This is a genomic window from Micromonospora sp. NPDC023644 (assembly GCF_040640115.1).
GTDB lineage: Bacteria > Actinomycetota > Actinomycetes > Mycobacteriales > Micromonosporaceae > Micromonospora.
In genome coordinates, this window is record NZ_JBFABA010000031.1 from 1 (window position 1) to 24,625 (window position 24,625).

Below are 24,625 nucleotides of genomic sequence, written 5' to 3' on the forward strand. Positions count from 1 at the left end.
CGGGCCGCGCGCCGGCCGGGCGCGGGTGGCGGGCCACCGCGCGCACCGCGCTCACCGCCGCCGGTTTCGCCGCCGTCGTGTACGCCCTGGTGGTCAACGCGGAGACGCCGAGGTCGGCGCCCGAGCTGCTGGGGGTGCCGGCGGCGGCGCTGGTGGCGTACCTGGTCGGGGCGGGCACCCTGCGGCTGCTCAGGTCTGGGTGGGGAAGCCGAGGTTGACCCCGCCGTGCCGGGGGTCCAGCCAGCGGCTGGTGACCACCTTGCCCCGGGTGAAGAAGCGCACCCCGTCCTCGCCGTACGCGTGCAGGTCGCCGAAGAGCGAGGCCTTCCAGCCGCCGAAGGAGTAGTACGCCACCGGCACCGGGATCGGCACGTTGACGCCGACCATGCCGACCTCCACCTCGTGCTGGTAGCGCCGGGCCGCGCCGCCGTCGTTGGTGAAGATCGCCGTGCCGTTGCCGTACGGGTTGGCGTTGACCAGTTCCACCGCCTCGTCGTACGAGCCGACCCGCACGACGCCGAGCACCGGGCCGAAGATCTCGTCGGTGTAGATCGACATGTCCGGGGTGACGCGGTCGAACAGCGTCGGGCCCAGCCAGAACCCGTTCGGGTCCCCGTCCGGCTCGACGTCGCGGCCGTCCACCACCGGCACCGCGCCGGCGGCCACCCCCGCCTCGACGTACGAGCGCACCCGGGCGGCGTGCGCGGCGGTGACCAGCGGGCCCATGTCGCAGCCGCGCCGGCCGTCGCCGGTGCGCAGCCGGCCCATCCGCTCGGCGATCCGGGCGACCAGGGCGTCGGCGACCGGTTCCACCGCGACCAGGGCCGAGATCGCCATGCACCGCTCCCCCGCCGAGCCGAACCCCGCGTTGACCGCCGCGTCGGCGGCCAGGTCCAGGTCGGCGTCGGGGAGCACCACCATGTGGTTCTTCGCCCCGCCCAACGCCTGCACCCGCTTGCCGGCGGCGGTGCCGCGCTGGTGGACGTGCCGGGCGACCGGGGTGGAGCCGACGAACGACACCGCCTTCACGCCCGGGTGCTCCAGCAGCGCGTCCACGGCCTCGGCGTCGCCGTTGACGACGTTGAGCACCCCGTCGGGCAGGCCCGCCTCGGCGAACCACTCCGCCAGCAGCAGCGCCGCGCCGGGGTCCTTCTCGCTCGGCTTGAGCACCACCGCGTTGCCGCAGGCCACCGCGATCGGCAGGAACCACAGCGGCACCATCGCCGGGAAGTTGAACGGGGTGATCACCGCGACGACGCCGAGCGGCTGCCGCAGGCTGTAGGAGTCGACCTCGGTGGAGACGTTCTCGCTGAACCCGCCGCGCAGCGCCGAGGGGATGCCGCAGGCGTACTCGATGATCTCCAGGCCGCGCTGCACCTCGCCGGCGGCGTCGGCGAGCACCTTACCGTGCTCGGCGGTGATCACCTCGGCGAGCCGGTCCCGCCGCGCGTGCACCAGCTCCCGGAAGGCGAACAGCACCGCCGTCCGTCTGGCCAGCGACGCGTCGCGCCAGAGCCGGGCCGCGCGCCCGGCGGCCTCCACCGCGACCGCGACGTCCGCCGCCGAGGCCAGCTCCACCCGGGCGGTACGCCGGCCGGTCGCCGGGTCGAAGACGTCCCCGTGCCGCCCGGACGAACCGCTGAACGGCTTGCCGTCGACGAGGTGGCCGATGACGCGCACGTCGTGCTCCGCCGCGCTCACGCCGCCACCTCCGCCGCCACGCAGGAGCGGATGGCGTCGACGAGGATGGCCAGGCCCTCGCGGGCCTCGTCCTCGGTCAACGTCAGTGGCGGGCCCATCCGCAGCACGTTGCCGTACAGGCCGCCCCTGCCGGTGAGCAGTCCGCCGGCCCGGCACGCCTCGAAGACCCGGGCGGTCAGGGCCGGGTCCGGCTCGGCGGTGCCCGGCCGGACGAACTCGACGCCGAGCATCAGCCCCTTGCCGCGTACCTCCGCGACGCCGTCGAGAGCGCCCACGGCGGCGCGCAGCCCGTCGGCGAGGATCGCGCCGGTGCGGGCCGCGTTGGCCTGGAGGTCGTGGTCGAGCAGGTAGTCGAGCACGGCGTTGCCGGCGGCCGTCGAGACCGGGTTGCCACCGAAGGTGGAGAAGCTGATCGCCGGCACCGACTCCAGCACGTCCGCGCGGCCGACCACGCCGGCCAGGGCGAAGCCGTTGCCGATGCCCTTGGCGAAGGTGAGCAGATCCGGGGTGACGCCGTGCGCCTGGTAACCCCAGAAGTGCTCCCCGGTGCGCCCCCAACCGGTCTGCACCTCGTCGGAGACGAACAGGATGCCGTGGGCGTCGAGGACCTTCTTCCAGGCGGCGAAGAGCCCGTCCGGCGGGTGCACGAAGCCGCCCACCCCCTGGACCGGCTCGGCGATCAGACAGGCCACGTCGCCGGCGGTCTGGGTGGCGAGCACCTCGTGCAGGTCCTCCACGGCGGCCTCGATCCGCTCGGCCTCGCCGAGCCGGGCCAGCAGGCCGCGCAGCCGCTCGCCGGAGTGCAGCCAGGCCACCTGGAGCGGGTTGAGCGCGCTGGCGGACCAGCCCCGGTTGCCGGTCACGCCCATCGTCGCGTACGACCGGCCGTGGTAGCTGTTGCGCACGGCGAGGATCTGGTGCGAGCGGCGGTGGTTGGTGGCGGCCAGCAGCGCGGCCTCGTTCGCCTCCGTGCCCGAGTTGGTGAAGAAGACCCGCGCATCGGGGATGCCGGAGAGCCGGGCGACCTTCTCGGCCAGCTCGACCTGCTGCCGGATCAGGTAGAGGGTGGAGCTGTGCACGATGCCGGTGCGCAGCTGCCGCTCGACCGCCTCCCGGACCTCCGGGACGTCGTAGCCGAGCATGTTCGTCAGCACGCCGCCGAAGAAGTCGAGGTAGGTGCGTCCCCGGGCGTCGGTGACCCGGCGGCCGGAGCCGCGGACCAGCTCGATCGGCTCGTCGTAGTAGAGCGGCATCCAGGACGGGAGCGCGGCCCGGTGCCGGGCCAGCAGATCGTCGGTGGTCATCGTCGCACCCTCTCAGCGGCGTTCGCGGTAACCGCACGCTGCCACCACCGGGCGGCGCGGACAAGAGCCACTGTCTGCGCGGTGCCGGGGGCCCATGACGTCCCCGTCGGCCCGGCCCGGTCGTTCGCCGCCGTCCGCCTCGGCCGCCGGTACGATCCGGCGGTGCGGACCGGTGAGGTGGCGCTGCCGACGGGCGCGGCGGGCACGGACGTCGAGGGGATCGCGGCCGGCGTACGGGCCTGGGCGGGCTCGGCGCCGCTGCGCGCCCTGGTCGGGCACTTCGGCGGCGACTGGCCGGACGGCGACCTGGCGGCGGTGCTGGCCGGCCTCGACGCCTTCTCCGCCCGGCACTGGGACTTCCGGGGCGGCCGGGAGCGCCCGGACGCCCGGGAACCGGCCTTCGACCCGGCCACCGCGCGGCTGGTGCTCGCCGCCGCCGCCGCGCTCGGCATGGTCCGTCCGGCGGCCCCGACCCGGTCGCGGTACGCCCACCTGGTCGTGCTCGGCGGGTTGGCGCACGCCTGCCGGCGCCGGGTCGCGTACGCGGCGCACCTGCTGCGCGCCGGCACCCGGGTCACCGGCGAGGTGGCGGTGCTGGGCAGCTTCCGCCCGCTGTCCGACGTGGAGGGCCGGGCCCTGGACGCGGCCGGCGTCGCGCCCTGCGACACCGAGGTGGCGGCGCTGGACGCGGCGGTGCGGCGCGAGTTCGCGGTGGCCGCCCCGGCCGAGGAGGACGGCCACGACGCCGGGCACCCGCACCACTCCTGGTCGTCGCGCACCTACCGGCCCACGGGCGGCCCGCCGATCCGGGTGCTCGCCGCCCCGTCCGGCGACCCCGGGCGGCGGCGCGCGCACACCGCCGACACCCAGCGGTTCTGGGCCGAGCACGTCCGCCTGCGCGCGGGCGAGCCGGTGCTGATGGTCACCGCGCCGGTCTACGTGCCGTTCCAGCACTGCGACGCGCTGCGCACCCTCGCCGTGCCGTACGGCTGCGCGATCGAGACCGTCGGCGTCGACCCGGCCCTGCCCGACCTGGCCGGGCTGCCCGAGCCGGCGCTCACCCCGGGCCGCTACCTGCAGGAGGTCCGCTCGGCGATCCGGTCGATGCGCGCCCTGCACGCCGCCCTCGGCGACGGCTGGCCGGCGCACGACCGGGGGCCGACGCACGACGGATCGCCGCACGCCGGCCCTGTGGACCGCGGTCAGTTGACGTAGACGGGGCTGTTGCCCTTGGTGGCGTCCTGCACGGGCGAGTACGCCGCGGAGAAGTACGCCGTGCCGAAGCAGAGGCTGGGGCCGGAGAACTTCGTCAGCGTCTGGTTGGTGAAGGTGATCGAGTTGTCGGCGTTGCTCGCCGTGCCGGTCAGGCTGTTGGTGCTGGTCCGGTAGACGCAGGTGATCGGGCCGAGCAGCGAGTTCAGCACGACGCTGCTCTGGATCGGCGCCGTCGCCGTGCCGCTGATCCTGACCACGCCGGCGCTGGTGACCGAGGTGGCGTACGGCAGGTTCTGCACGGTCACGCTCTGCACGCCGGTGGTGCCGACGATGTTGGTGGTGCAGCTGGTGAAGGACTGCGCGGTCAGGCTCTCGGTAGCGGTGCCCGGGGCCGCCGGGTTGCTCAGCACCTTGGCGCTGAAGGTGGACGCGGCGCACTTCACGCCGGTGGTGCCCGTGGCGGAGGAGTAGAAGGTGGCGTTGGTGCCGGTCCTGAGGCTGGCCCGGATCACGTCGTTGACGGCGACGGCGGTGCCGCCCGGCGTCGGGTAGGTCAGCACGTTGTTGGCGAGCGGTGCCGGGGCGGCGGAGCCCGGGGCGGCGGCGAGGCCGGTCAGCAGCGCGAGGGTGGCGAGACCCACGCCGATTCGTCCGTACCTGAGCATGGTTCTTCCTTTCGGGGGACGGGGGCGACCAGGGCGCGCGGGCGGGGGTGTCCGCGCGGCGATCGGGGCCGTCGCGTGGCGGACGGCGGTGGAGGGTGCCGGGCGGCCGTCGGGGCCGGACGGCGGTGGTGCAGCGAGGTCAGCGGGCAGGCCGGCGTGGCGCGCCGCGGCGCAGCGGCGTCACCTGCGTCTTCGCGGCCTTGGGAGGGCGCTGATGTTCCGCGATAATGGCAGCCATCGAGCCCTCCCTCGATGAGTCGACGGGTGACCGTCCGGAAGATCACCCAGGGTGATGGGATCCCGACTGAGCGTGCAGAAAGTTATAAACCCCGGAGGGTCGCAAAGTCAATCGAATCGAGAGGTGGACACGTTGACCATGCAGCGCCGTCCGCAACCGGCGCAGGCACCCCTGCCGGGCGCACGCCCGGGCCGCGACCCCGATCGTGCGATCAAACGTGGCCCGCGCCGGCTCTCCGCCGAGGCGGTGGCCGCGACCCAGCGCGACCGCCTCTTCGACGGGCTCGTGCGGGAGGTGGCGACGAAGGGCTACGACAACGCCCGGGTCACCGACATCTGCCACGCCGCCGGGGTGACCCGGCCGGCCTTCTACGCCCTCTTCAGCGGCAAGGAGGACGCCTTCCTCGCCGCGTACCGGCACGGCATCGCCGTGCTGTCGCAGCTCATGGAGAGCGCCTACCGGGAGGCCGGACCGACGTGGGCGGACGCCGCCCGCGCCGCGCTGCGCACCCTGTTGGAGGTGCTCGCGAGCGTGCCCGCCTTCGCCCGGATGGCGCTCGTCGAGGTGGACGCGGCGGGCCCGGACGCGCGCCGGGAGCGCGACGCCCTGCTCGGCAGCTTCCGCCGGTTCTTCGCCGACGCCGGCCCCGGCCCGGCGGCCGCGGGCGTGGACCGGGACGCGCTGGTGTCCACCGTGGTCGGCGGGATCCACGCCACCGTCCGCAGCCGGGTGGCCCAGGGCCGGGCGACGGAGCTGCCGCAACTGCTGCCGGTGCTCACCTACGCGGCCACCGCGCCCTTCCTCGGCACCGACGACGCGACCCGGGCGACGCGGCTGGCACGCCCGGCCGACGGCCCGGGCACGACCGCGCCGTGCGCGCCGGCCGGCGAGGCCGCCACCATCCCCTGACGCGCGGTCGGAAACCGCAGCGGTTTTTCACTTTGGCCGCATTTGGCAGATACCGCCTCAACCAGCCCCCACCTGCCGTTGACCCGCCATTTACCCGGCGGTAACTTCAGCCTGCGCAGACCCTTCAGCCGATTTCCCATTGTCGCCGATGAATCGATCTCGAAAGGGAGCCGCCATGTCGGAGCAGATCGCACCGATCGAACCCGATCCGCCGCGCAGCGGCGTGCGCTGGCGCCGGTTCGCCGTCACGCTGGGCACCGTCGTGGCGGGTGCCGCCGGCATGGTCGTGCTGACCGCCCAGGGCGTGCTGGGCGCGCAGTTCGCCATCTCCGGCATGCCGTTCACCGTCACCGCCGACCGGCTCACCGGCACGGGGTTCGAGCAGTTCGCCACCCTCGACCAGATGATCCCGGACAGCCCCAACCAGGGCGACACCGGCGGACAGGTCCTGGTGATCGTGTCGGCGATCGACAAGGCCGAGTTGACCAACCTCTGCCAGAGCATCAACCTGGGCGGCGTCTACCTGAAGATCACCGCCGGCGGCGACGGCAGACCGGTCACCGCCCGCACCCTGGTCGTCGACGGCGACGAGGTCGCCGGCAACGCCTCGTTCCGGAACATCAACGTCGGGCAGGACGCCAGTACCCTCGACCAGGTGCCCGGCGTGAAGGGCAACCCCGGCGTCTTCGCCCAACAGGCGGACACGGTGACCATCACCAACCTGCGGCAGAACAACTACGCCACCACGGCGGCCGTCTTCAACCTGCCCAACCTGCGCATGGCGTTCACCTCCGACGGATGCTGACGTGACCACCGGACGAGACCACCCGGCGCCAGCCGGCCGCCGACCCGCCGGCCGCTGGCGCCGCTGGCGGCGGGGCCGCCCGTTCACCGCCGGGGTGCTGATCGCGCTCGGCGGCCTGGAGATGCTCGTGACCCTGCGCGCGCCGCTCGGGGTGCTGCTGCACGTCGGGCCGCAGGGGCTCGCCGCGTACCTGGTGCCGGCCGTCCTGGTGCTCTGCGGGGTGCTGCTGGTCGCCACGCCGCAGCAGCGGGTCTTCTACGCCGTGCTCTCGCTCCTGCTCGGGCTGGTCTCCTGGCTGACCTCGAACCTGGGCGGCTTCCTGGTCGGGATGCTGCTGGCCCTGGTCGGCGGGGCGCTCGCCTTCGCCTGGACGCCCGACAAGCGGCGCCCACCGACCGGTGCCACCGGGACGCCCGGAGCACCGGGCCCGGAGGCCGAGGACGAGGCCGAACCCGAGGACAAGGACGAGGACGGCGGCTCGCTGCTGCCGGGGGCGCACACGCCGGACCCGACGCCCGCCGAGCGGGGCTGAGTCAGCCGGCGGTGTCGCGTACCGCCTGGGCGAAGACCTCGGAGCGGTGCTCGAAGTTGCGGAACCGCCCGTAGCTGGGCGCCGCCGGGGAGAGCAGCACCACCCCGTCGGCGGGGGTCAGCTCGCGGGCCCGCCGGACGGCGGCGACCAGGTCGTCGACCACCTCGGTACGCACCTTGGGCAGCCCGGCGAGCGCCTCGACGATCCGGGGGCCGCTGTCGGGGATGCCGAGCACGGTGAGCTCGCGCTCCGCGAGGTGCTCGCGCAGCGGCGCGTAGTCCAGGCCCCGGTCGGTGCCGCCGACGATCACCGTCAACGGCCGCCCCTCGTACGCGTCGATGGCGTGCATGGCCGCGTACGGGCTGGTGGCGAGGGTGTCGTCGACGAAGGTCAGGCCGGACGGGTCGGCGATCTCGGTGAGCCGGTGGGCCAGCCCCTGGAACTCGGCGACCGCCACGGCCAGGGCGTCCCTGCGGGCCACCACGTCGACGCCGAGCGCGTCGAGCACGGCGAGGGCGACGCAGAGGTTGCCCTCGTTGTGCCGACCCACCAGGGGCAGCACCGCGCGCGGGAACAGCGGCTGGTCGCCGAGGTGGAACCAGGGCGTGCCGTCCGCGCCGCCGGCCACGTGGGCGGTGTCCGGCAGGCCGGCGCGCACCGCCGCGCGGTCGCCCAGTTCGAGGGCGAGCCTGGGGTCGGCGCCGTTGACCACCACGGTCCGCGGCCCGTGCGCCAGCAGGTTGAGCTTGTCCCGGTAGTACTCGCGCTCGCCGCCGTGCGCGTCGAGGTGCTCGGGGAAGAGCGCGGTGACGACCGCGACCCGGGGCGAGTCGGTCAGGTCGCTGCACTGGTAGCTGGAGAGCTCCAGCACGTACAGCTCCGCGTCCGGCAGGTCCAGTGTCGGCACGCCGATGTTGCCGCCGAAGACGTTCGGCCGGTCGACGGCGGCGAGCAGGTGGCTGATGAGGCTGGAGGTGGTGCTCTTGCCCTTGCTGCCGGTGACGCCGACGGTGCGGGCGGCGTGGTCGGCCATCCACAGGGCGGTGCCCTGGGTGACGGTCGCGCCGCGCCGGCGCAGTTCCACCAGCCACGGGTGGGTCTGCGGCACGCCGGGCGAGCGGACCACCACGTCGGCGGCGGCCAGCCGGGCGAAGCCCTCCTCGCCGGTGACCAGCGGCGCCGCCTCGGCCAGCGGCCCCTCCCAGGGCAGGCTGAGGAAGTTGGCGCTGTCGTCGACGGCGACCAGCTCGGCCGGGCCGTGCGCGGCGATCGCGGTCACCGCGGCCCGGCCCTCCCGGCCGGCCCCCCAGACGGCGACGGTACGTCCGCGCAGGTCAGACAGGCGCACTGGCTCTCCTCAGGGGGTGTCGACGGCGGGGCAGGGGTGGGTCCGACGCAGCCGGGCACGGCCGGACGAACCAGGGCCTAGTATGGCGTGTGCCCAATGAGCAGCTGCGGCGGATGGACGCCTTCACCTTCCCGTCCTACTCGATCGACCTCTCCACCGGAGAGGTGTTGTTCGACTACGCCCTCACCGGCCCCGACGGCGAGCAGCGGTTCACCGAGGTGGTCACCCTCCCGCTGCCGGACGCGCCGCCGTCCGACGAGACCGTGGCCACCCTCGGCCGGGTGCTGGAGCTGCTGCACGTCGTCGCCGGGGTGAGCTACTACAAGGCCGCCGCGCCGCCCCGCCTGGTGCTGCCGGCGCCGCTGGGCACGGCCGCCGCGGAGCTGGTCACCGCCGTCTACACCAAGGGTCTCGCGGAGTACGCGTACCGCAACGAGCTGCCGCACGTGCTCCAGCTGCGCCCGGAGGTGCCGCCCGGCACGGTCTCCCCCGCGCGGGAGTACGACGACTCCGACCGGCGCCCGCTGTCGGCGGTGGGCGGCGGCAAGGACTCCATCGTCAGCCTGGAGGCGCTGCGCCGGGCCGGCCTCGACCCGGTGCCGTTCTCGGTCAACCCGAACCACGTGATCGTCGCGGTGAACGAGGCGTCCGGCCTGGCCCCGCTCGCCGCCCGGCGGCGCATCGACCCGGTGCTGTTCGAGCTGAACGCCGCCGGGGCGCGCAACGGCCACATCCCGGTCACCGCGATCAACTCGCTGATCGCCGTCGCCACGGCGGTGCTGCACGGCCTCGGGCCGGTGGTGATGTCCAACGAGCGGTCGGCGTCGGACCCGAACCTGGTCTGGAACGGCCACGAGATCAACCACCAGTGGTCCAAGGGCGTGGAGGCGGAGGGGCTGCTGCGGGCGGCGCTGGCCGAGCACGCCGGGCTGACCGAGCCGTACTTCTCGCTGCTGCGCTCGCTGTCGGAGCTGCACATCGCCCGGTCGTTCGCCGAGATCGACCGCTACGACGACGTGGTGACGAGCTGCAACGCCGCGTTCAAGCTGCGCGACGCCAGTGAGCGCTGGTGCCGCAACTGCCCGAAGTGCCGGTTCGTCTTCCTGGCCATGGCGCCGTTCATGTCGCGCGAGCGGATCACCCACATCTTCGGCGGCGACCTGCTCGCCGACCCCGCGCAGATCCCCGGCTACCGGGAGCTGCTCGGCGTGGACGGGCACAAGCCGTTCGAGTGCGTCGGCGAGGTGGAGGAGTCGGTGGTGGCGTTGAGCCTGCTCGCCGAGCAGGACCAGTGGCGCGACGCCCCGGTCGTACGCGCCCTCGTCGACGCCGTACCCGACACGGCCTGGTCGGCCGCCGCCGACTCCGACGTCTTCACCCCGGGCGGCCCGAACCACGTCCCCCCGCCCTACGCGAAGGCCCTCGCCGCCCTGACCTGACCCCCACCCCACCCGCCCGGCCCTGGCCCGCCCTGGCGTCGATCATGAGGTTGGCGGCGCGGTTCGGGCGATTCCTCCCCGCCAACCTCATGATCGACAGCGGACAGCAGCTGGCGGCGGGAGCTGGCGGGGTCAGGGGGTGCGGATGGCGTCGAGGGCCAGCAGGGCGACGTGCAGGGAGAGGCAGGCCTCCACGGAGTCGAGGTCCACGTCCAGGACGCGGCGGATCCGGGCCAGCCGCTCGTAGAAGGCCGGTCGGGACAGGTGCGCCGCCCCGGCCGCCGCCGACTTGTTGCGGCCCTGCTCCAGGTACGCCCGCAGGGTGCCCAGCAACTGCTCCCGCGGGTGCTGCGCGTCGTGGGTCAGCAGTGCGCCGAGTTCCCGCTCGACGAAGGTCTGCAACCGGGGCTCGTCGCGCAGCAGGTGCAGCAGCCCCGCCAGCCCGACGTGCGGCAGCCGGAAGACCGGCAGATCCCGCCGGTCCCGCCGGGCGGCATCGGCGACCTGCCGGGCCTCGATCAGCGACCGACGCGCCTCCCGCAGGCCGGGCACGCCGGAACCGGCCGCGATGAGCAGGCCGCCGCCTGCCGGCCGGGCCACGCCGTTCGTCCGGCCGTTGGACCGGGCCGCTCCGTCACCACGGACAGGGCCGCCCGGGCGGACCTGGCCGTCGACCGGCGGGACCTGGCGAAGGTCCCGGCGGCCCTGCGCGGGCAACTCGGAACGAGCGGAGCCGCCCAGACGGGGATGACTGTCCGGGCGGACCTGGCCGTCCGGGCGGGCGGGGGTGTCCGGACGGGTGCGGTGCAGCGCGGTGGCGAACGCGGCCAGCGACCGCTCCTCGGCCGCCGGCTCCGGCAGGGCGAGCAGCACGCCGACGGCGTGGTCGTCGATGGCGCTGGACAGCCCGGTCAGCTTCGCCTCGTGCAACGCCTGCCCGACCGCCTCGGCGAGATCACGCAGCCGTGCCGGGCCGGCCTCCGGACCGCCCGGGTGCCCCTGATCCGGGGCCGGGCCGCCCTCCCCCGCCGGGTCGTCGGCCCGGTGCCGGACCACCACCCCGACCAGGTGCCGGCGCTCCAGCACCACGCCGAGCGCCCTGGCCCGCAGGGCGACCTCGTCCACCGGCAGGGAGTGGTCGAGCAGGGCGGTGAGCAGCGTCCGGTGGATCTGCCGCTCCAGGCCCTCGGCGTCGCGCCGGATCAGCCGGCCCAGGGCCAGCGTCGAGGCGGCCCGCTCGACGAGGATGGTCAGCCGGGTGGGCGGGACCACGGGCGGCGCGGCGACGCCGACGGGCGCGCCGCCCTCCTCGGCGGGGTCGAACACGCGCTGGCCCGCCGCCAGGTCGCCCCCGCCGGGCCAGCGCAGCAGCAGCCGCCCCCAGTCCTGTCCCCGGGCGCCCACCGTGGTCACCAGCCACCCGTTGTCGCCGTCGTACGCGGTCCGCCCGGCCGGCCGGATCCGCCGCGAGTGCTGCTCCCAGCAGTCCAGCAGCAGCTCGGCGCTCTCCCCCGCCGGGTCGTACGCGAGTACCTGCCGGGAGAGGTTCTCCAGCACCACCGGGCAGCCGGAGAGGTCGGCGGCCTGCCGCACCACCTCGCCGGGGCCGGCGCCCTCCACCGACAGCTCCGTGAAGCGCTGGTGGATCTCCTCCGTGGCCCGCAGCTCGGTCAGCTGGGCGTCGACGATCAGCGCGTGCACCGCCTCGGTGATCCGGACGAACGGGGTGGCCCGCCGCAGCTCGACCAGGGGCAGCCCGCGCCGCTCGGCGGCGGCGGCCATCACCCGGGGCACCCCGCTGACGTACCTGCGGCCCAGCTCGACGACCAGGCCGGAGACGCCCACGTCCGCCAGGTCGCCGATGAAGACGCGCAGCCCGGCGTCGTCGGCGGGCAGCCCGATCCCGGTGGTGAGCACCAGCTCGCCACCGCCGAGCAGGGGGGCGATGTCGGGCACCTCGGTCACGTGCACCCAGCGCACCGGACGGTCGAGGCCGGCCTCCCCGGCGACCAGGCGCGGGGCGCCGTGGCGGACCGGGTCCAGCGCGAGAACCTCACGGACGGTAGGGAACACGGGCGACACGCTACCGTCCGTGACGTCGATTCCGCACAGGCAGCCGCTCGGTCTCGGACCCGTGTCGCTCAGTCTCGGGCCCGCGCCGCTCACTCTCGGGCCCGTGCCGCTCCGGCACCGGCGGGACCGGCTGGCGCGGCCCCCGACCTCACCGCGACTTGACCTTGACCTTGGGTCAGGGGCGACGCTGGTGGCATGACGAACTCAACCGCGACTTTCTCGGCCTGGAGTGGCATGTTGCCGGTGGAAGACACCGCGCTGGCCGTGACCGACACCGGCGGGACAGGCACCCCCGTGGTCTACCTGAACGGTTCCTACGCCAGCCAGCGGCACTGGCGGCCTGTCATCGACGACCTGGGGCCGGGGTGGCGACACATCACCTACGACGAGCGGGCTCGCGGCAAGTCGGAGAGGTCGGCGGACTACTCCTTCGAAGCCGTCGTCCGGGATCTCGACGCCGTTCTGAAAGCCAGAGGGGTGGAGCGGCCGCTCCTGGTGGGCTGGTCCTACGGCGCGCTGCTCGGGGTGCACTGGGCCGCTCGGAATCCGGGCCGCGTCGCCGGCGTGGTCGGGGTCGACGGCCCTTACCCGGTCGGCTGGACCGACGACGCCGACCACGAACGCATCCGGCGGCTGTTCCGTAGGCTCCGGTGGGCGATGCCGCTGGCGCGCCTCGTCGGCAACGCCGCGCGGATGAGTGCCGAACAGCATGCCGACATCGCCATCGAGGCCCACAAAATCCACGCCGCCCTCGAACCGGTCCTCGACAGCCTGACCGTCCCGGTCCGATACGTGGTCGCCTCGGGCGAGGCCCTGGGAAGCAGGAATGATGAGCAGGAACGGATGCGCACCACCATCAACCCGGTGCTTGCCCGCAACCCGAACCTCACGATAAGCGCGAAGGTCGCCAGCAACCACGGCACGATCGTGCGCAAGGATTTCCGCGCCATCGCCGGGGCCACCCGCGAGCTCGCCGCCCTTACCCGCGAAAGTCGCTGACGACCATGACCAGCGGCGTCACGATCAGCCAGGCGGCAGCCTTCGTCGGCGTCACGATCAAGACCATTCGCCACTACCACCGGCTTGGCCTGGTCGACGAACCGCGCCGTGACGGTTCCGGCTATCGCCGATACGGGTCGTCCGACCTGCTGCGGCTGGTCCAGGTCCGGACGCTGGCCGAGTCCGGCGTACCGCTGGCCGAGATCGGCGCCCTGCTCGGCGCCGATCCGCAGCGGTACGCCGCCGACCTGGCCGAGGTCAAACGGCGGCTGACCGAGCGGATCGAGGAGCTGACCGCACGCCGCGACCTGCTGGACCGGCTGGCCAACGGTGACCGGGCCCTGTTGCCCGACCGGGCCTGCGCGCTGTTGGACCGGGCCACCGACCTCGGCTTCACCCCGGACGAGGTGGCAGCCCACCGCGAGGGCATGGTGCTGGCCAGGGCCCTGGTCCCCGACGGGTTTGACGACTATCTCACCGGTGCCGAGCACGCTCTGGACGACACCCGGTTCGTCGCCTTGAACAAGCGATGCTGGGCCGCCAAGGACTGGGAACCCGACGACCCCCGCATCGAGGAACTCGCGACCGCCATGGCCGACCGCTTCCTCGCCAACCCCGCGTTGCTCGCGATCTCGGACGGTTTCCAGGCCCGCACTGACGCCACCCGGTACGGCCTGCTAAACCACCACGGCGAAGATCAGGCACCGGCCATGGCCCGGCTGACCACGCTGGTCGAGACGAAACTGCGCTCCGCCGGCGTGGACATCCCATACCAATGAGCCTTTCCAGCCTGACGGCGCGTCGCTCAGTCGACGCCGAACTCCATCGCGGCGCGGTCGAGCGCCTCGTCGTCGGCGGAGGAGACGCCCCGGGAGGCGATGGCCTCCGCGCCGCCCTGCGGCATCGCACCGATCAGCCCGGTCGAGGCCGCCTGCGCGGCGCCGACCATCCGCTGCGGGGCCGCGCCGCCAACCATGCCGAGGGTCGCGTACTGCTCCAGCTTCGCCCGCGAGTCGGCGATGTCCAGGTTGCGCATGGTGAGCTGGCCGATCCGGTCCGACGGGCCGAACGCCGAGTCCTCGGTGCGCTCCATCGACAGCTTGTCGGGGTGGTAGCTGAACGCCGGACCGGTGGTGTCGAGGATCGAGTAGTCCTCGCCCCGGCGCAGCCGCAGCGTCACCTCCCCGGTGACCGCCGTGCCGACCCAGCGCTGCAACGACTCGCGCAGCATCAGCGCCTGCGGGTCCAGCCAGCGCCCCTCGTACATCAGGCGACCGAGGCGGCGGCCCTCGGTGTGGTAGTTCGCCAGGGTGTCCTCGTTGTGGATGGCGTTGACCAGCCGCTCGTACGCGGCGTGCAGCAGCGCCATGCCGGGTGCCTCGTAGATGCCCCGGCTCTTGGCCTCGATGATCCGGTTCTCGATCTGGTCCGACATGCCCATGCCGTGCCGGCCGCCGATGGCGTTGGCCTCCAGCACCAGGTCGACGGGGCTGCCGAACTCCTTACCGTTGATCGTCACGGGACGACCCTGGTCGAAGCCGATCGTGACGTCCTCGGTCGGGATCTCCACCGACGGGTCCCAGAACCGGACCCCCATGATCGGGTTGACCGTCTCGATGCCGGTGTCGAGGTGCTCGAGGGTCTTCGCCTCGTGCGTGGCGCCCCAGATGTTGGCGTCGGTGGAGTACGCCTTCTCGGTGCTGTCCCGGTACGGCAGGCCGCGTTCGAGCAGCCACTCCGACATCTCCTTGCGCCCGCCCAGTTCGGTGACGAAGTCGGTGTCGAGCCACGGCTTGTAGATGCGCAGCTGCGGGTTGGCCAGCAGGCCGTACCGGTAGAACCGCTCGATGTCGTTGCCCTTGAAGGTCGAGCCGTCGCCCCAGATCTGGACGTCGTCGGAGATCATCGCCCGGACCAGCAGGGTCCCGGTGACAGCCCGGCCCAGCGGGGTGGTGTTGAAGTACGCCCGCCCGCCCGAGCGGATGTGGAAGGCCCCACAGGTCAGCGCCGCCAGCCCCTCCTCGACCAGGGCGGCGCGGCAGTCGACCAGCCGGGCGACCTCGGCGCCGTAGCTGAGCGCGCGCCCCGGCACCGAGGCGATGTCGGGCTCGTCGTACTGGCCGATGTCGGCGGTGTAGGCGCAGGGAACGGCGCCCTTGTCGCGCATCCACGCGACCGCGACCGAGGTGTCGAGGCCGCCGGAGAAGGCGATGCCGACACGTTCACCGATGGGCAGGGAGGTGAGAACCTTGGACACAGGGAAGATTATGCACCAGCCCGCATGGGCATGCAAATGGCCGGTCGGCCCCGCCGGATCAGTCGGTCGGCTCCGCGCGGAGCTGCCGGAAGAACGCCCGGATGTCGGCCACCAGCAGGTCGGGTGTCTCCATCGCAGCGAAGTGCCCGCCTCGGTCGTACTCCGTCCACCGCACGATGTTGTTCGTCCGTTCGGCGATGTGCCGCAACGGAATGAAGTTGTCCCGCGGAAAGGCGGCCAGAGCGGTCGGTGCGGTCGAGGGCTCCGGCGGCGACCCCCAGTAGTCCGAATGCGCCCGTTCGTAGTAGATGCGGGCGGAGGAGCCGGCGGTTCCGGTGAGCCAGTAGAGCATGACGTTGGTGAGCAGGTGGTCGCGGTCGACGGCGTCCTCCGGGCGGGTCGACGAGTCCGTCCACTCCTTGAACTTCTCCGCGATCCAGGCCAGCTGGCCGACCGGAGAATCCGTCAGGCCGTAGGCGAGCGTCTGCGGTCGTGTGGACTGGATGGCCGCGTAGCCGGCGCTGTCGCGGTCCCACCGTCGGGTGCGCCGCCACGAGGCCAGCGTCCGCTCCCGTTCCGCCGGGCTCAACGTGGCGAGCAGACGGGCGTCCGGCTCCTCCGTCACGGACGAGCCCGGCAGCAGATTCAGGTGTACGCCGACGACGTGGTCGGTCCGCGTACGGCCGAGTTCGCGGGAGATGGCCGAACCCCAGTCACCGCCCTGCACGCCGTACCGCTGATAGCGGAGACGTCGCATCAGTTCGGCGAACGCGGCGGCCACCCGCCGGAACTCCCAGCCGGTCTCCCGCGTCGGCCCGGAGAACCCGAACCCCGGGATGCTCGGCATGACGAGGTGGAAGGCGTCGGCGGGGTCGCCGCCGTGGGCTCGCGGATCCGCCAGCGGCCCGGCGACCTCGGTGAACTCCACGATCGAGCCCGGCCAGCCGTGCGTGACGAGCAGCGGAGTCGCGCCCGGTTCCGGCGACCGGACGTGCGCGAAGTGGATGTCCGCCCCGTCGATCGTGGTGGTGAACTGCGGCCACTCGTTGAGTCTGGCCTCCGCGGCACGCCAGTCGTACTCGTGCCGCCAGTACCGTGCCAGGTCCATCAGGTAGTCGCGCGGGACGCCGTACTCCCAGCCCACCCCGGGCAGCTGGTCGGGCCACCTGGTGCGATCGAGCCGCTCGTGCAGATCGTCGAGATCGCGCTGCGGGACGTCGACCCGGAACGATCGGATGCCCGCGTCAGGCGAAGTCGTCACGGCCCAGTTCCCAGAAGGCGACCGCGGCCGCGGCCGCCACGTTCAGCGAGTCCACCCCGCGCCGCATCGGGATGACCACCCGCACGTCGCTGGCGGACTGGGCCGCCGCGGTGAGGCCGGGGCCCTCGGCCCCGAGGAGCAGCGCCGCCCGCTCGCGCTGCGCCGCGGTGAGCCGCTGGATCGGCACGGCGTCCGGCGCCGGCGTCATGGCGAGCAGGCTGAAGCCCGCCTCCCGCACCTGGTCCAGGCCCGCCGGCCACCGTTCGAGCTTGGCGTACGGAACCGCGAAGACCTCCCCCATGCTGACCCGCACGCTGCGCCGGTACAGCGGGTCGGCGCAGGTCGGCGACAGGAGCACCGCGTCGATGCCGAGCGCGGCCGCGCCCCGGAAGACCGCGCCGAGGTTCGTGTGGTTGTTCACGTCCTCGAGGACCACCACCCGCCGGGCAGCCGCCAGCACGTCGGCGGCGGCCGGCAGCGGCTTGCGCCGGAACGACGCCAGCACGCCCCGGTGCACGTGGAAGCCGGTGGCCCGTTGCAGCACGTCCTGGGTGGCGGCGTAGACGGGGACGTCGCCGGTGTCCAGGTCGGCGAGCTGGTCGACCCGCTTGGCGTCCACCAGGTACGACCGGGCCGGGTAGCCGGCCCGCAGCGCCCGGCGCAGCACCAGCTCGCCCTCGGCGATGAACAGGCCGTGCGGCGGCTCCCAGCGGGTGCGCAGCTCGACGTCGGTCAGCGCCCGGTAGTCGGCGATCCGGTCGTCGTCGGGGTCGGTGATCGGGTGGATGGGCACCCGCCGATTCTGCCGGACGCGCCGCAGCCGCCCCGGGCCGCCCGACGCCGGGGCAAGGTGAGGTGTTTTGTCCGGGTAAGAAGGGGAATGGCGGGCCGGAGCGGCGGGCCGACGGAAGGACAGCCGGGTGAACGCACGTCCCATGGGCACGCCGGGGCCGGCCCGGGCCGACCACCCGGACGGATGGCGCGTCGACCTGGGCCCCCTGGCGCGATCCACCTGCTCAACGGCCTGTACGACGCCAAGCTGGACCACCAGCCGGTGGTCGCCCTGGTCGGCCGCGAGGGGACGCCGATGTTCCCGGACAGCCAGCAGCTGCCCGACATCGGCTACCACCGGTGGGCGGAGGTGCTGGGCCTGCACGGCGAGCTGGTCGACGCGCCGGAGCAGGTGCCGGGCGTCTGGGAGCGGGCGCTGAGCGCCGACCGGCCCGTGGTCGTCAACGCGCTCGTCGACCCGGCCGAGCTGACGCTGCCACCGCACTTCACCGCCGAGCAGGCCCGCAACACCGCCGCGGCCGTGCTGCGCGGCGACACGGACTGGGCGGGCATCATCCGGCGGGGCCTGCCCACGGCGGTCGCCACCCTCCGGCCGGGGCGCGGCCGGGGCTGACGGGGCGGCCCGGACTCCGCCGGATCCGGGCCGGCGCGACGGGCGCCGGCGGGCGCAGCCCTCGCCCCACCGGGCCGACGTCAGCCGGCCCGGTGGTACCGCAGCAGCACGGACCTACCGTCGAAGGTCCGCGACTCCGCCAGGCGCAGCCCCATCCGCTCGGTGGCGGTGAAGACCGGCTTGCCGCCGCCCAGCACCACCGGGTGGACGAAGATCTGGTACTCGTCGATCAGGCCGAGGTCGGTCAGCGCGGCGGCGGCCTCGGCGCCGCCGTTGAGCAGCAGGTCACCGCCCGGCTGCTCCTTGAGCGCGGTGACCTCCGTGGCGAGGTCGTCGCCGCCGACCACCCGGGCGCCGTGCTCGGCCGCGGTGAGCGTGCGCGAGAGCACCACCTTTGGTGTCCGCCGCCAGATCGGCACGAACGCGAGGTCGTGCGGGTGGTCGGAGATCGACTCCGCCTGCGGCCAGTAGCCGGCCATCATCTCCCAGACCCGGCGGCCGTAGAGGAACGCGCCGGCCCGGCCGCACTGCTCCAGCGAGTACGCGGACAGCTCCGGGCCCATCTCCGGCCAGTCGAACTCGCCGTTCGGCCCCTCGATGAACCCGTCGAGCGACTGGTGCACCCCGTAGACGATCTTCCGCATGCCGCTGCTCCTCCTGGCCTCGGTCGCCCCTCGCGGGCGTTCTCGCCAAGTGGTCGGAGCGGCATCGCCCGGATCCGACAGCCCGGGACGACTCTTCCAAGGTTTTTTCCACGGCTTGTCCGGCGCCGCTATCGTGCCGCTCATGCGCCGCGCGACGATCATCGCCCTGGTCGGGGTCGACGGAGCTGGGAAGACCACCCAGGCGAGGGCGCTGGCCGACCGGCTCACCTCTGCCGGTGTGCCGGCCAGCTACTTCGAGAACGCCGGCGGCCGGCCGCTCTGGAACCGGCTCGCGCAGGCGCTGGGTCACCGCGACGGGCCGCACCTGTTCGGCCGCACCGGCTACGTGACCATCGAGGCGACCGTGCGCTGGCTCGCCATCGCCCGGGCGGTGCTGGTCGCCCGGCTGACCGGCCGGACGGCGGTCATGGACCGCTGGTCCTGGTGCCAGTACGTGGTGATGCGGGTCCGCGGCGACCGGGGCGGGAGGCTGGCCCGGCTGGCGTACGCGATCTTCCCGCGACCCGGTCTCGTCTGTTTCCTGGCGGTCTCGCCCGAACGGGCCCAACAACGGGTGCTGGCCCGGGGCATCGACACCGAGGAGCTGGCCCACCTGCGTGCCCTGGACGCCGGCTACCGGGGACTGCCGGAGTTCGGCACGTTCACCGTCATCGACGCGAACGGCGACCCGGCCGAGGTCGGCGCGGCCCTCGACCGGGTGGTCCGGGCCGCCCTCGCTCGCTGACCTCCCGTCCCCGGCCGGCCGGCTGCCAGGCTGGTTGCCCGGCTCGCTCCCCAGTGGCAACCGGGACCGTCGGCGGCACCACCGGCCGACAGCCCCGGTCGCGCCCTGTCGAGCTGCCCGCACAGATGGGGCAGTCCGCGGAGCGGCGGGTCCGCGAGGGGACGCGACCTCACCGCCGGCTGAAACGCCCTGGCCACCGCTGCGCCCGTCCCAGCGGGCCAGGCCGTCGAGGATCGTCAGCGGCGTCAACGTCAGCGACACCATGTCCATGCTGGCGGCCCTCGGCTCGCCCTGTCCGGGCCGCCACGATTCGCCCGCCGGATCCATCCCCGGATCGTCCGCCGGGCGGTCTCATGGGTGGGGCAGCTCGACAGCGCGCGCAGGGTCTTCCCTGGCAGAGCACCGAAAGCCGACGACCGCACCGGAGTGCGGACCGACGGCCAGCGGCGGGGACTCCGACGGCCAGCCGTGGGCCGTCAGCCGTGGAAGGAACGCCCCTCGACGCAACCCGCTCCCGCGTGCCGGCCGACGGCAGCCGTGGGAGAACCGTGGGCGTCAGCCGCGGCGCTCCAGCCAGCGTCGCAGGTCCGACAGGCGCTCATCCTCGGCGGGCGACGGCCGCCGCTCCTCGGACGGTCGCCGCTCCTCGGACGGGCGGCGCGGCTCGACCGGCGGACGCTCCACCGGGCGGCGCGGGTCGCCGACCAGCTCCCGGCTCGGCGCGGCGAAGGCCTTCTCCGGCTCGCCTGCGACGGCGGTGCCGATGACCCGGGCGACCGCGTCGATCACCCTCGCCTGCACCGCCGCGCCCACCGAGTCGGTCGGGTCGTCCGGGTTGGCGGCGATGCCGGCGACCGCGACCTGCGGGGTGAAGCCGACGAAGGTCTCGGTGGCGTTCCTCTCCGAGCTGCCGGTCTTGCCGGCCACCGGCCGGCCGTCGAGGATCCGGTTCACCGAGGTGGCCGTGCCCCCGTTGCACTGCCCGGACGCGGACTGCTGGCCGACCGGGCAGCGGGCCGCGTCGGTGGCGGCCCGGGCCACGTCGGCGTCGAGCACCCGGCGGCAGGACGGGTCGCCGACCGGCACCCGCTGGCCGTCGGCGGCGGTCACCGAGACCACCGGCAGCGGGGCGCAGTACGTGCCCTCGGCGGCCACGGTGGCGTACGCGTTGGCCAGGTCGAGCGGGGTGGTGGCGGTCACGCCCAGGGTGAACGAGCCCCAGTCGGCGGCGTCGTTCTCGGCGAAGGTGGCGTCGGCGTCGGCCCGGAAGGTGATGCCGAGGCGCTTCGCCATCTCGACCACCTTCTCCTGCCCGACCTGCTCGGCCAGCCAGACGAAGTAGGTGTTCACCGAGCGGCCGAAGCCGTCCCACATCATCCGGTAGCCGTCCATCCACTCCGGGTTTGCGTTGGCCGGGCACCACCGGCCGTCGCAGCTGCCCTCGCTCTCGGCGGCGTACCGGGTGGGCAGCCGGCTGGGCGCGTCGAAGCCCGTGGAGAGCGGCTTGCCGGCCTCCAGCGCCGTGAGCATGGTAAAGAGCTTGAACGTCGAGCCGGCCTGGTAGCCGTCCACGCTGTCGCCACCGGAGACGAGCGGGTTGACGGTGTTGGGGCGGTTGGCCTGCCCGTCCGGGTTGGCGTCGAGGCTGTAGTGCCGGTTGACCGCCATCGCCAGCACCCGACCGGTGCCCGGCTCGACGGCGGCGATCGGCAGGGCGCGCTTGTCGTCGTAGGAGTAGACGCCGGTGGCCTGCTTCTGCGCGGTGGCCTGGATCTTCGGGTCGAGCGAGGTCACCACGGTGTAGCCGCCGCGGCGCAGCGCCTGCTCGCGCTCCTCGACGCTGGCCCCGAACTCGGGCTGCGCGAGCCACCACTGCCGCAGGTAGTCACAGAAGAAGCCCCAGTCGTCGTGCCCCTGCGCGACGGCGGTGCACCCGTTGGGCTGGGCGGTGGGGCGCAGCGTCAGCTTCTCGGCCCTGGCCCGCGCGGCCTCCTCGGCGCTGATCGCGCCGGTGGAGAGCATCGAGTCCAGCACGTAGCCGCGGCGGGCCAGCGCGGCCTCCGCGTCGCCGTCGATCGGGCTGTACGCCTCCGGCGACTGCACCAGGCCGGCGAGCAGGGCCGCCTCGCCGAGGGTCAGCTCCGCCGGGGACTTGGCGAAGTAGCGCTGGCTGGCCGCCGCGATGCCGTACGCCCCGGAGCCGAAGTACGCGATGTTCAGGTACCGGTTGAGGATCTCGTCCTTGCCCAGGCGCTGCTCCAGCGCCGTGGCGTACCGGATCTCCTGGATCTTGCGCCCGACGGTCTGCTCGGTGGCCGCGGCGCGCTCCTCGGCGGTGCGGCCGGGATCGGTCTTGAGCACGTTGCGGACGTACTGCATGGTCAGCGTGGAGCCGCCCTGCTGGCCGCCGCCGGAGACGTTCGACACCACGGCCCGCAGCAGCCCGCGCAGGTCGGCGCCGCCGTGGTCGTAGAAGCGCCGGTCCTCGGCCGCCACGATCGCCTGCCGCATCACCGGGGCGATCTCGGCGAGCGGCACGTCGGTGCGGTTCACGTCGTAGAACGTGGTGATCAGCGTCTTGCCGTCGTTGGCGTAGAGGTAGGAGCGTTGCGGCGTGACCGGGGTGCGCAGCGCCTCGGGCAGCGCGGCGTACGACCCGACCGCGGCCTTGGCGGCGAACCCGAGCAGCAGGTTTCCCGGCAGCGCGGCGACCGCCAGGACGAGGCCGGCGAGCACGCCGGCGAGCAGCACGGTGAACAGCCGCGACAGCGGCGGGCGGGGTGGGGCCATGGTCCCCAGGGTTGCCACGCGACGGGCCGATCGACCACTCCCGCAGCCCGGTTGTCAGCAATTTCACCGCCCGTGACCAGCGACTTCCCATCCCACCCGCCCCCTGAGCCGCCGCCCGCCCCGTGGGCACCACCCGCCCCGGCGGCGCCCGCCCGCCCCGGCGGCGCCCGCCCGGTCCGGCGGCGCCTGCCCGGTCCGGTGGCGCCCGCCGGTTCCGGTGGCCGTCGGAGGCGGCGCGACGGGTCAGGTGGGCAGCGGGCCGTTCGGGCCGGGAGCGGCCGGGGCGGCGGCGAGGCTCGCGCTCGCGGCGTCGCGGGCGATGTCCCGGGGCACCAGGCGGCCGGAGCGGTAGCCGATGCCCATGCCGGCGACCAGTACGAAGATCGCGCCGAAGGTCTGCAGCGAGCCGATCAGCGCGCCGCCGACGCCCAGCAGCGGGGCGGCGATCATCAGCATGGCGCCGTCGCCGATGCTGAACGTCCCGGAGCGGGCCACCGACCAGCCGGTGAGCAGCCAACCCAGGCTGTAGCAGGTGGCTCCCACCAGCACGAGCGTCCGCGCGGTGGTGCCGAAGACCGGGGTCTGCTCCACCAGCCCCGCGAACGGCAGCATGAGCACCGTGCCGGCGATGGAGACGAGCAGGCCGGCGACGGCCGCGCGGCGGCTGCGGGTCGCCGCCAGCAGCCCGGTCAGCGCCAGCAGGGCGAGCAGCCCGAGCCACACCGCCGCCACCCAGCCCACCAGGTAGAGGGGCCGGCCGTCGGCCGGGTACGGGTCGTTGCCCACCCCGCCGTCGCTGCCCATCGCCACGACGGCGTAGAGGATGGCGTACGCGGGGAGCAGCCACACCGCGCCCCGGGCGAGCCGCCGCAGCGACCAGGCCCAGGTGGCGTTCGTGGCCGGCCCGATCGGCGTCGGCTCGACGAAGGGCAGTACGCCGAATCCCCCGCCGGTACGCCGACTCCCGAGCGGCCCGGTGGGATCGTGCGCGCCGGGGACCGGGGCCGAGGACCGCACCCGCTTCGCCGGATCGTTCATGCGTCACCTCGCTCGTCCGACGAGCGGCGCGGGACGCGCCGGGGCGCCCCGATGCCTGCTCACCGCCCGTCCTAGGACCGATGGTGGCAGGCGACGGAGCGCCCCATGAGTCTTTCTCGCATTCTCGGGCGGCCTGCGCCCGGGCCGGTCAGCCGCGTTCGCGCTGGTCGGCCGGGTCGCGGAGCAGGCTCGCCGGGGAGACCGGCTCCGGCGCCGGCAGCCCCTGCGGCTTGCCGCCGGAGACCTGCGCCTCGGCGACGCGTACCTCGTCGTGGATCTGCTGCGCAGCGGCCGCCGCGGCCTGCGCGGCCTCGGCCGCCTCGCGCTCCACCGCGCTCGCGCTGTCGGCCGCCTCCGGCGCCGGCTCGTCGCCGACCATCCGGCTCAGCCCGCCGAGCGCGCCGCCCATGCCCTCCAGCGCCTTGGTCAGCTCGGCCGGCACGATCCAGACCTTGTTCGCGGTGCCGTTGGCGATCTGCGGCAGGGCCTGGAGGTACTGGTAGGCGAGCACCTTCTGGCTCGGGTTCGCCTGGTGGATCGCGTCGAACACGGTCCGGATCGCCTTCGCCTGGCCCTCGGCCTGGAGGATCCGGGCCTGCCGGTCACCGTCGGCCCGCAGCACGGCGGACTGCTTCTCGCCCTCGGCCGTGAGGATCTGCGACTGCTTGTGCCCCTCGGCGGTGAGGATCGCCGCGCGACGGTCCCGCTCGGCGCGCATCTGCTTCTCCATCGAGTCCCGGATGCTCGCCGGCGGCTCGATCGCCTTGATCTCGACGCGGGTGACCTTGATGCCCCACCGGCCGGTGGTCTCGTCCAGCACGCCCGACAGGTGGCGGTTGATCTCCTCGCGGCTGGTCAGCGCGCGCTCCAGGTCGAGCGAACCGATCACGTTGCGCAGCGTGGTGACGGTGAGCTGCTCGATGGCCTGGAGGAAGTTCGAGATCTCGTAGGTCGCCCGGACCGCGTCGACCACCTTGAAGTAGAGGACCGTGTCGATCGAGACGACCAGGTTGTCGGAGGTGATCACCGGCTGCGGCGGGAAGCTGACCACCTGCTCGCGCATGTCGACCTTGGTGCGCACCGCGTCGACGAACGGCACCAGGATGTTGAGCCCCGGGTTGAGGGTGCGCTTGTACTTGCCGAGCCGTTCCACCACGTCCTGGCGCTGCTGCGGCACGATCCGCACCGCCTTCGCCAGGGTGATCACCCCGATCAGCGCGATGGCGATCAGTAGGACCGGGATCACAAGTTCCATGT

Annotated in this window: 19 protein-coding genes and 4 pseudogenes; 10 read left to right on the top strand and 13 right to left on the bottom strand. The window is 73.9% G+C overall.

Annotated features, from left to right (window positions below):
* Nucleotides 1-218 (top strand): annotated as a pseudogene (locus tag AB0G08_RS20560) (acyltransferase); the annotation flags it as partial.
* Here the strand turns inward: AB0G08_RS20560 and AB0G08_RS20565 are convergent.
* Nucleotides 190-1,680, bottom strand: coding sequence for a CoA-acylating methylmalonate-semialdehyde dehydrogenase (locus tag AB0G08_RS20565; protein WP_358090335.1), 1,491 nt, complete (start codon nt 1,678-1,680; stop codon nt 190-192). The pseudogene AB0G08_RS20560 and the gene AB0G08_RS20565 sit on opposite strands and share 29 nt — an antisense overlap.
* A 17-nt stretch (nt 1,681-1,697) precedes the next feature.
* Nucleotides 1,698-3,005, bottom strand: a complete 1,308-nt coding sequence (locus AB0G08_RS20570; RefSeq protein ID WP_358090206.1) for an aminotransferase class III-fold pyridoxal phosphate-dependent enzyme — start codon at nt 3,003-3,005, stop codon at nt 1,698-1,700.
* A 162-nt stretch (nt 3,006-3,167) separates the two neighbouring features.
* Between AB0G08_RS20570 and AB0G08_RS20575 the strand changes: the two genes are divergently transcribed.
* A complete protein-coding gene (locus AB0G08_RS20575) occupies nt 3,168-4,220 on the top strand; it encodes a hypothetical protein (RefSeq protein WP_358090209.1) in 1,053 nt (350 codons plus the stop codon).
* On the opposite strand, the gene AB0G08_RS20580 is transcribed toward AB0G08_RS20575, so the two are convergent.
* The gene (locus AB0G08_RS20580; RefSeq protein WP_358090211.1) at nt 4,208-4,885 is read right to left on the bottom strand and encodes a Tat pathway signal sequence domain protein; all 678 of its coding nucleotides are present in this window, start codon (nt 4,883-4,885) and stop codon (nt 4,208-4,210) included. The two genes, AB0G08_RS20575 and AB0G08_RS20580, sit on opposite strands and share 13 nt — an antisense overlap.
* Nucleotides 4,886-5,246: 361 nt before the next feature.
* Between AB0G08_RS20580 and AB0G08_RS20585 the strand changes: the two genes are divergently transcribed.
* The 3 genes from AB0G08_RS20585 (at nt 5,247) to AB0G08_RS20595 (ending at nt 7,369) form a co-directional block, all read left to right on the top strand.
* Nucleotides 5,247-6,032 (top strand): TetR/AcrR family transcriptional regulator, encoded by a 786-nt coding sequence (locus AB0G08_RS20585; protein WP_358090213.1) that lies wholly within the window; start codon nt 5,247-5,249, stop codon nt 6,030-6,032.
* 175 nt (nt 6,033-6,207) lie between these two features.
* Nucleotides 6,208-6,837 (top strand): DUF6230 family protein, encoded by a 630-nt coding sequence (locus AB0G08_RS20590; protein WP_358090217.1) that lies wholly within the window; start codon nt 6,208-6,210, stop codon nt 6,835-6,837.
* A 1-nt stretch (nt 6,838) separates the two neighbouring features.
* A complete protein-coding gene (locus AB0G08_RS20595) occupies nt 6,839-7,369 on the top strand; it encodes a DUF6114 domain-containing protein (RefSeq protein WP_358090220.1) in 531 nt (176 codons plus the stop codon).
* A 1-nt stretch (nt 7,370) separates the two neighbouring features.
* On the opposite strand, the gene murD is transcribed toward AB0G08_RS20595, so the two are convergent.
* Nucleotides 7,371-8,717, bottom strand: a complete 1,347-nt coding sequence (murD, locus tag AB0G08_RS20600; RefSeq protein ID WP_358090222.1) for a UDP-N-acetylmuramoyl-L-alanine--D-glutamate ligase — start codon at nt 8,715-8,717, stop codon at nt 7,371-7,373.
* An 89-nt stretch (nt 8,718-8,806) separates the two neighbouring features.
* On the opposite strand from murD, the gene AB0G08_RS20605 reads away from it, so the two are divergent.
* Nucleotides 8,807-10,156, top strand: coding sequence for a hypothetical protein (locus AB0G08_RS20605; protein WP_358090225.1), 1,350 nt, complete (start codon nt 8,807-8,809; stop codon nt 10,154-10,156).
* 132 nt (nt 10,157-10,288) lie between these two features.
* Here AB0G08_RS20605 and AB0G08_RS20610 read toward each other — a convergent pair.
* Together AB0G08_RS20610 and AB0G08_RS20615 are read right to left on the bottom strand one after the other, a co-directional pair.
* Nucleotides 10,289-10,792 (bottom strand): annotated as a pseudogene (locus tag AB0G08_RS20610) (helix-turn-helix domain-containing protein); the annotation flags it as partial.
* Nucleotides 10,793-10,945: 153 nt separating this feature from the next.
* A pseudogene (locus AB0G08_RS20615) lies at nt 10,946-12,238 on the bottom strand (PucR family transcriptional regulator ligand-binding domain-containing protein); the annotation flags it as partial.
* Nucleotides 12,239-12,424: 186 nt separating this feature from the next.
* Between AB0G08_RS20615 and AB0G08_RS20620 the strand changes: the two are divergent.
* Nucleotides 12,425-13,228: an alpha/beta hydrolase gene (locus AB0G08_RS20620; RefSeq protein WP_358090228.1), complete on the top strand. Its 804-nt coding sequence runs from the start codon at nt 12,425-12,427 to the stop codon at nt 13,226-13,228.
* Nucleotides 13,229-13,233: 5 nt separating this feature from the next.
* Entirely contained in the window at nt 13,234-14,007 is a 774-nt protein-coding gene (locus tag AB0G08_RS20625; RefSeq protein WP_358090231.1) for a MerR family transcriptional regulator, read from the top strand.
* Between the two features lie 26 nt (nt 14,008-14,033).
* Here the strand turns inward: AB0G08_RS20625 and argG are convergent, their stop codons facing one another.
* The 3 genes from argG to AB0G08_RS20640 are packed head-to-tail and all read right to left on the bottom strand — an operon-like array spanning nt 14,034 to nt 17,566.
* Nucleotides 14,034-15,485, bottom strand: coding sequence for an argininosuccinate synthase (gene argG / locus AB0G08_RS20630; RefSeq protein WP_358090233.1), 1,452 nt, complete (start codon nt 15,483-15,485; stop codon nt 14,034-14,036).
* Between the two features lie 58 nt (nt 15,486-15,543).
* The gene (locus tag AB0G08_RS20635) at nt 15,544-16,722 is read right to left on the bottom strand and encodes an epoxide hydrolase (RefSeq protein ID WP_358090338.1); all 1,179 of its coding nucleotides are present in this window, start codon (nt 16,720-16,722) and stop codon (nt 15,544-15,546) included.
* A gap of 7 nt (nt 16,723-16,729) precedes the next feature.
* Nucleotides 16,730-17,566 carry an RNA methyltransferase gene (locus tag AB0G08_RS20640; protein WP_358090341.1) on the bottom strand — a complete coding sequence of 279 codons (837 nt, stop codon included), beginning with the start codon at nt 17,564-17,566 and terminating at the stop codon, nt 16,730-16,732.
* A gap of 255 nt (nt 17,567-17,821) precedes the next feature.
* On the opposite strand from AB0G08_RS20640, the pseudogene AB0G08_RS20645 reads away from it, so the two are divergent.
* A pseudogene (locus AB0G08_RS20645) lies at nt 17,822-18,151 on the top strand (thiamine pyrophosphate-requiring protein); the annotation flags it as partial.
* 80 nt (nt 18,152-18,231) lie between these two features.
* Here the strand turns inward: AB0G08_RS20645 and AB0G08_RS20650 are convergent.
* On the bottom strand, nt 18,232-18,795 hold the full coding sequence (locus AB0G08_RS20650; RefSeq protein WP_358090235.1) for a dihydrofolate reductase family protein: 564 nt from the start codon (nt 18,793-18,795) through the stop codon (nt 18,232-18,234).
* 142 nt (nt 18,796-18,937) lie between these two features.
* Here AB0G08_RS20650 and AB0G08_RS20655 point away from each other — a divergent pair, with 142 nt between their 5' ends.
* Nucleotides 18,938-19,540 (top strand): thymidylate kinase, encoded by a 603-nt coding sequence (locus tag AB0G08_RS20655; protein WP_358090237.1) that lies wholly within the window; start codon nt 18,938-18,940, stop codon nt 19,538-19,540.
* A gap of 555 nt (nt 19,541-20,095) precedes the next feature.
* On the opposite strand, the gene AB0G08_RS20660 is transcribed toward AB0G08_RS20655, so the two are convergent.
* The 3 genes from AB0G08_RS20660 to AB0G08_RS20670 all read right to left on the bottom strand — a co-directional run bounded on the left by AB0G08_RS20660 (nt 20,096) and on the right by AB0G08_RS20670 (nt 24,623).
* Nucleotides 20,096-22,330: a transglycosylase domain-containing protein gene (locus AB0G08_RS20660; RefSeq protein ID WP_358090240.1), complete on the bottom strand. Its 2,235-nt coding sequence runs from the start codon at nt 22,328-22,330 to the stop codon at nt 20,096-20,098.
* A gap of 243 nt (nt 22,331-22,573) precedes the next feature.
* The gene (locus tag AB0G08_RS20665) at nt 22,574-23,368 is read right to left on the bottom strand and encodes a hypothetical protein (protein ID WP_358090243.1); all 795 of its coding nucleotides are present in this window, start codon (nt 23,366-23,368) and stop codon (nt 22,574-22,576) included.
* A 148-nt stretch (nt 23,369-23,516) separates the two neighbouring features.
* The gene (locus AB0G08_RS20670) at nt 23,517-24,623 is read right to left on the bottom strand and encodes an SPFH domain-containing protein (protein ID WP_358090246.1); all 1,107 of its coding nucleotides are present in this window, start codon (nt 24,621-24,623) and stop codon (nt 23,517-23,519) included.
* Between the last annotated feature and the right edge of the window lie 2 nt (nt 24,624-24,625).

Excerpts from the sequence above, each read along its gene's own strand:
- AB0G08_RS20665 (WP_358090243.1), bottom strand. The coding sequence starts at position 23,368 with ATGAACGATCCGGCGAAGCGGGTGCGGTCCTCGGCCCCGGTCCCCGGC.
- AB0G08_RS20650 (WP_358090235.1), bottom strand. The coding sequence starts at position 18,795 with ATGCGGAAGATCGTCTACGGGGTGCACCAGTCGCTCGACGGGTTCATC.
- AB0G08_RS20620 (WP_358090228.1), top strand. The coding sequence starts at position 12,425 with ATGACGAACTCAACCGCGACTTTCTCGGCCTGGAGTGGCATGTTGCCG.
- AB0G08_RS20580 (WP_358090211.1), bottom strand. The coding sequence starts at position 4,885 with ATGCTCAGGTACGGACGAATCGGCGTGGGTCTCGCCACCCTCGCGCTG.
- AB0G08_RS20670 (WP_358090246.1), bottom strand. The coding sequence starts at position 24,623 with ATGGAACTTGTGATCCCGGTCCTACTGATCGCCATCGCGCTGATCGGG.
- AB0G08_RS20660 (WP_358090240.1), bottom strand. The coding sequence starts at position 22,330 with ATGGCCCCACCCCGCCCGCCGCTGTCGCGGCTGTTCACCGTGCTGCTC.
- AB0G08_RS20590 (WP_358090217.1), top strand. The coding sequence starts at position 6,208 with ATGTCGGAGCAGATCGCACCGATCGAACCCGATCCGCCGCGCAGCGGC.
- AB0G08_RS20655 (WP_358090237.1), top strand. The coding sequence starts at position 18,938 with ATGCGCCGCGCGACGATCATCGCCCTGGTCGGGGTCGACGGAGCTGGG.
- AB0G08_RS20570 (WP_358090206.1), bottom strand. The coding sequence starts at position 3,005 with ATGACCACCGACGATCTGCTGGCCCGGCACCGGGCCGCGCTCCCGTCC.
- AB0G08_RS20625 (WP_358090231.1), top strand. The coding sequence starts at position 13,234 with ATGACCAGCGGCGTCACGATCAGCCAGGCGGCAGCCTTCGTCGGCGTC.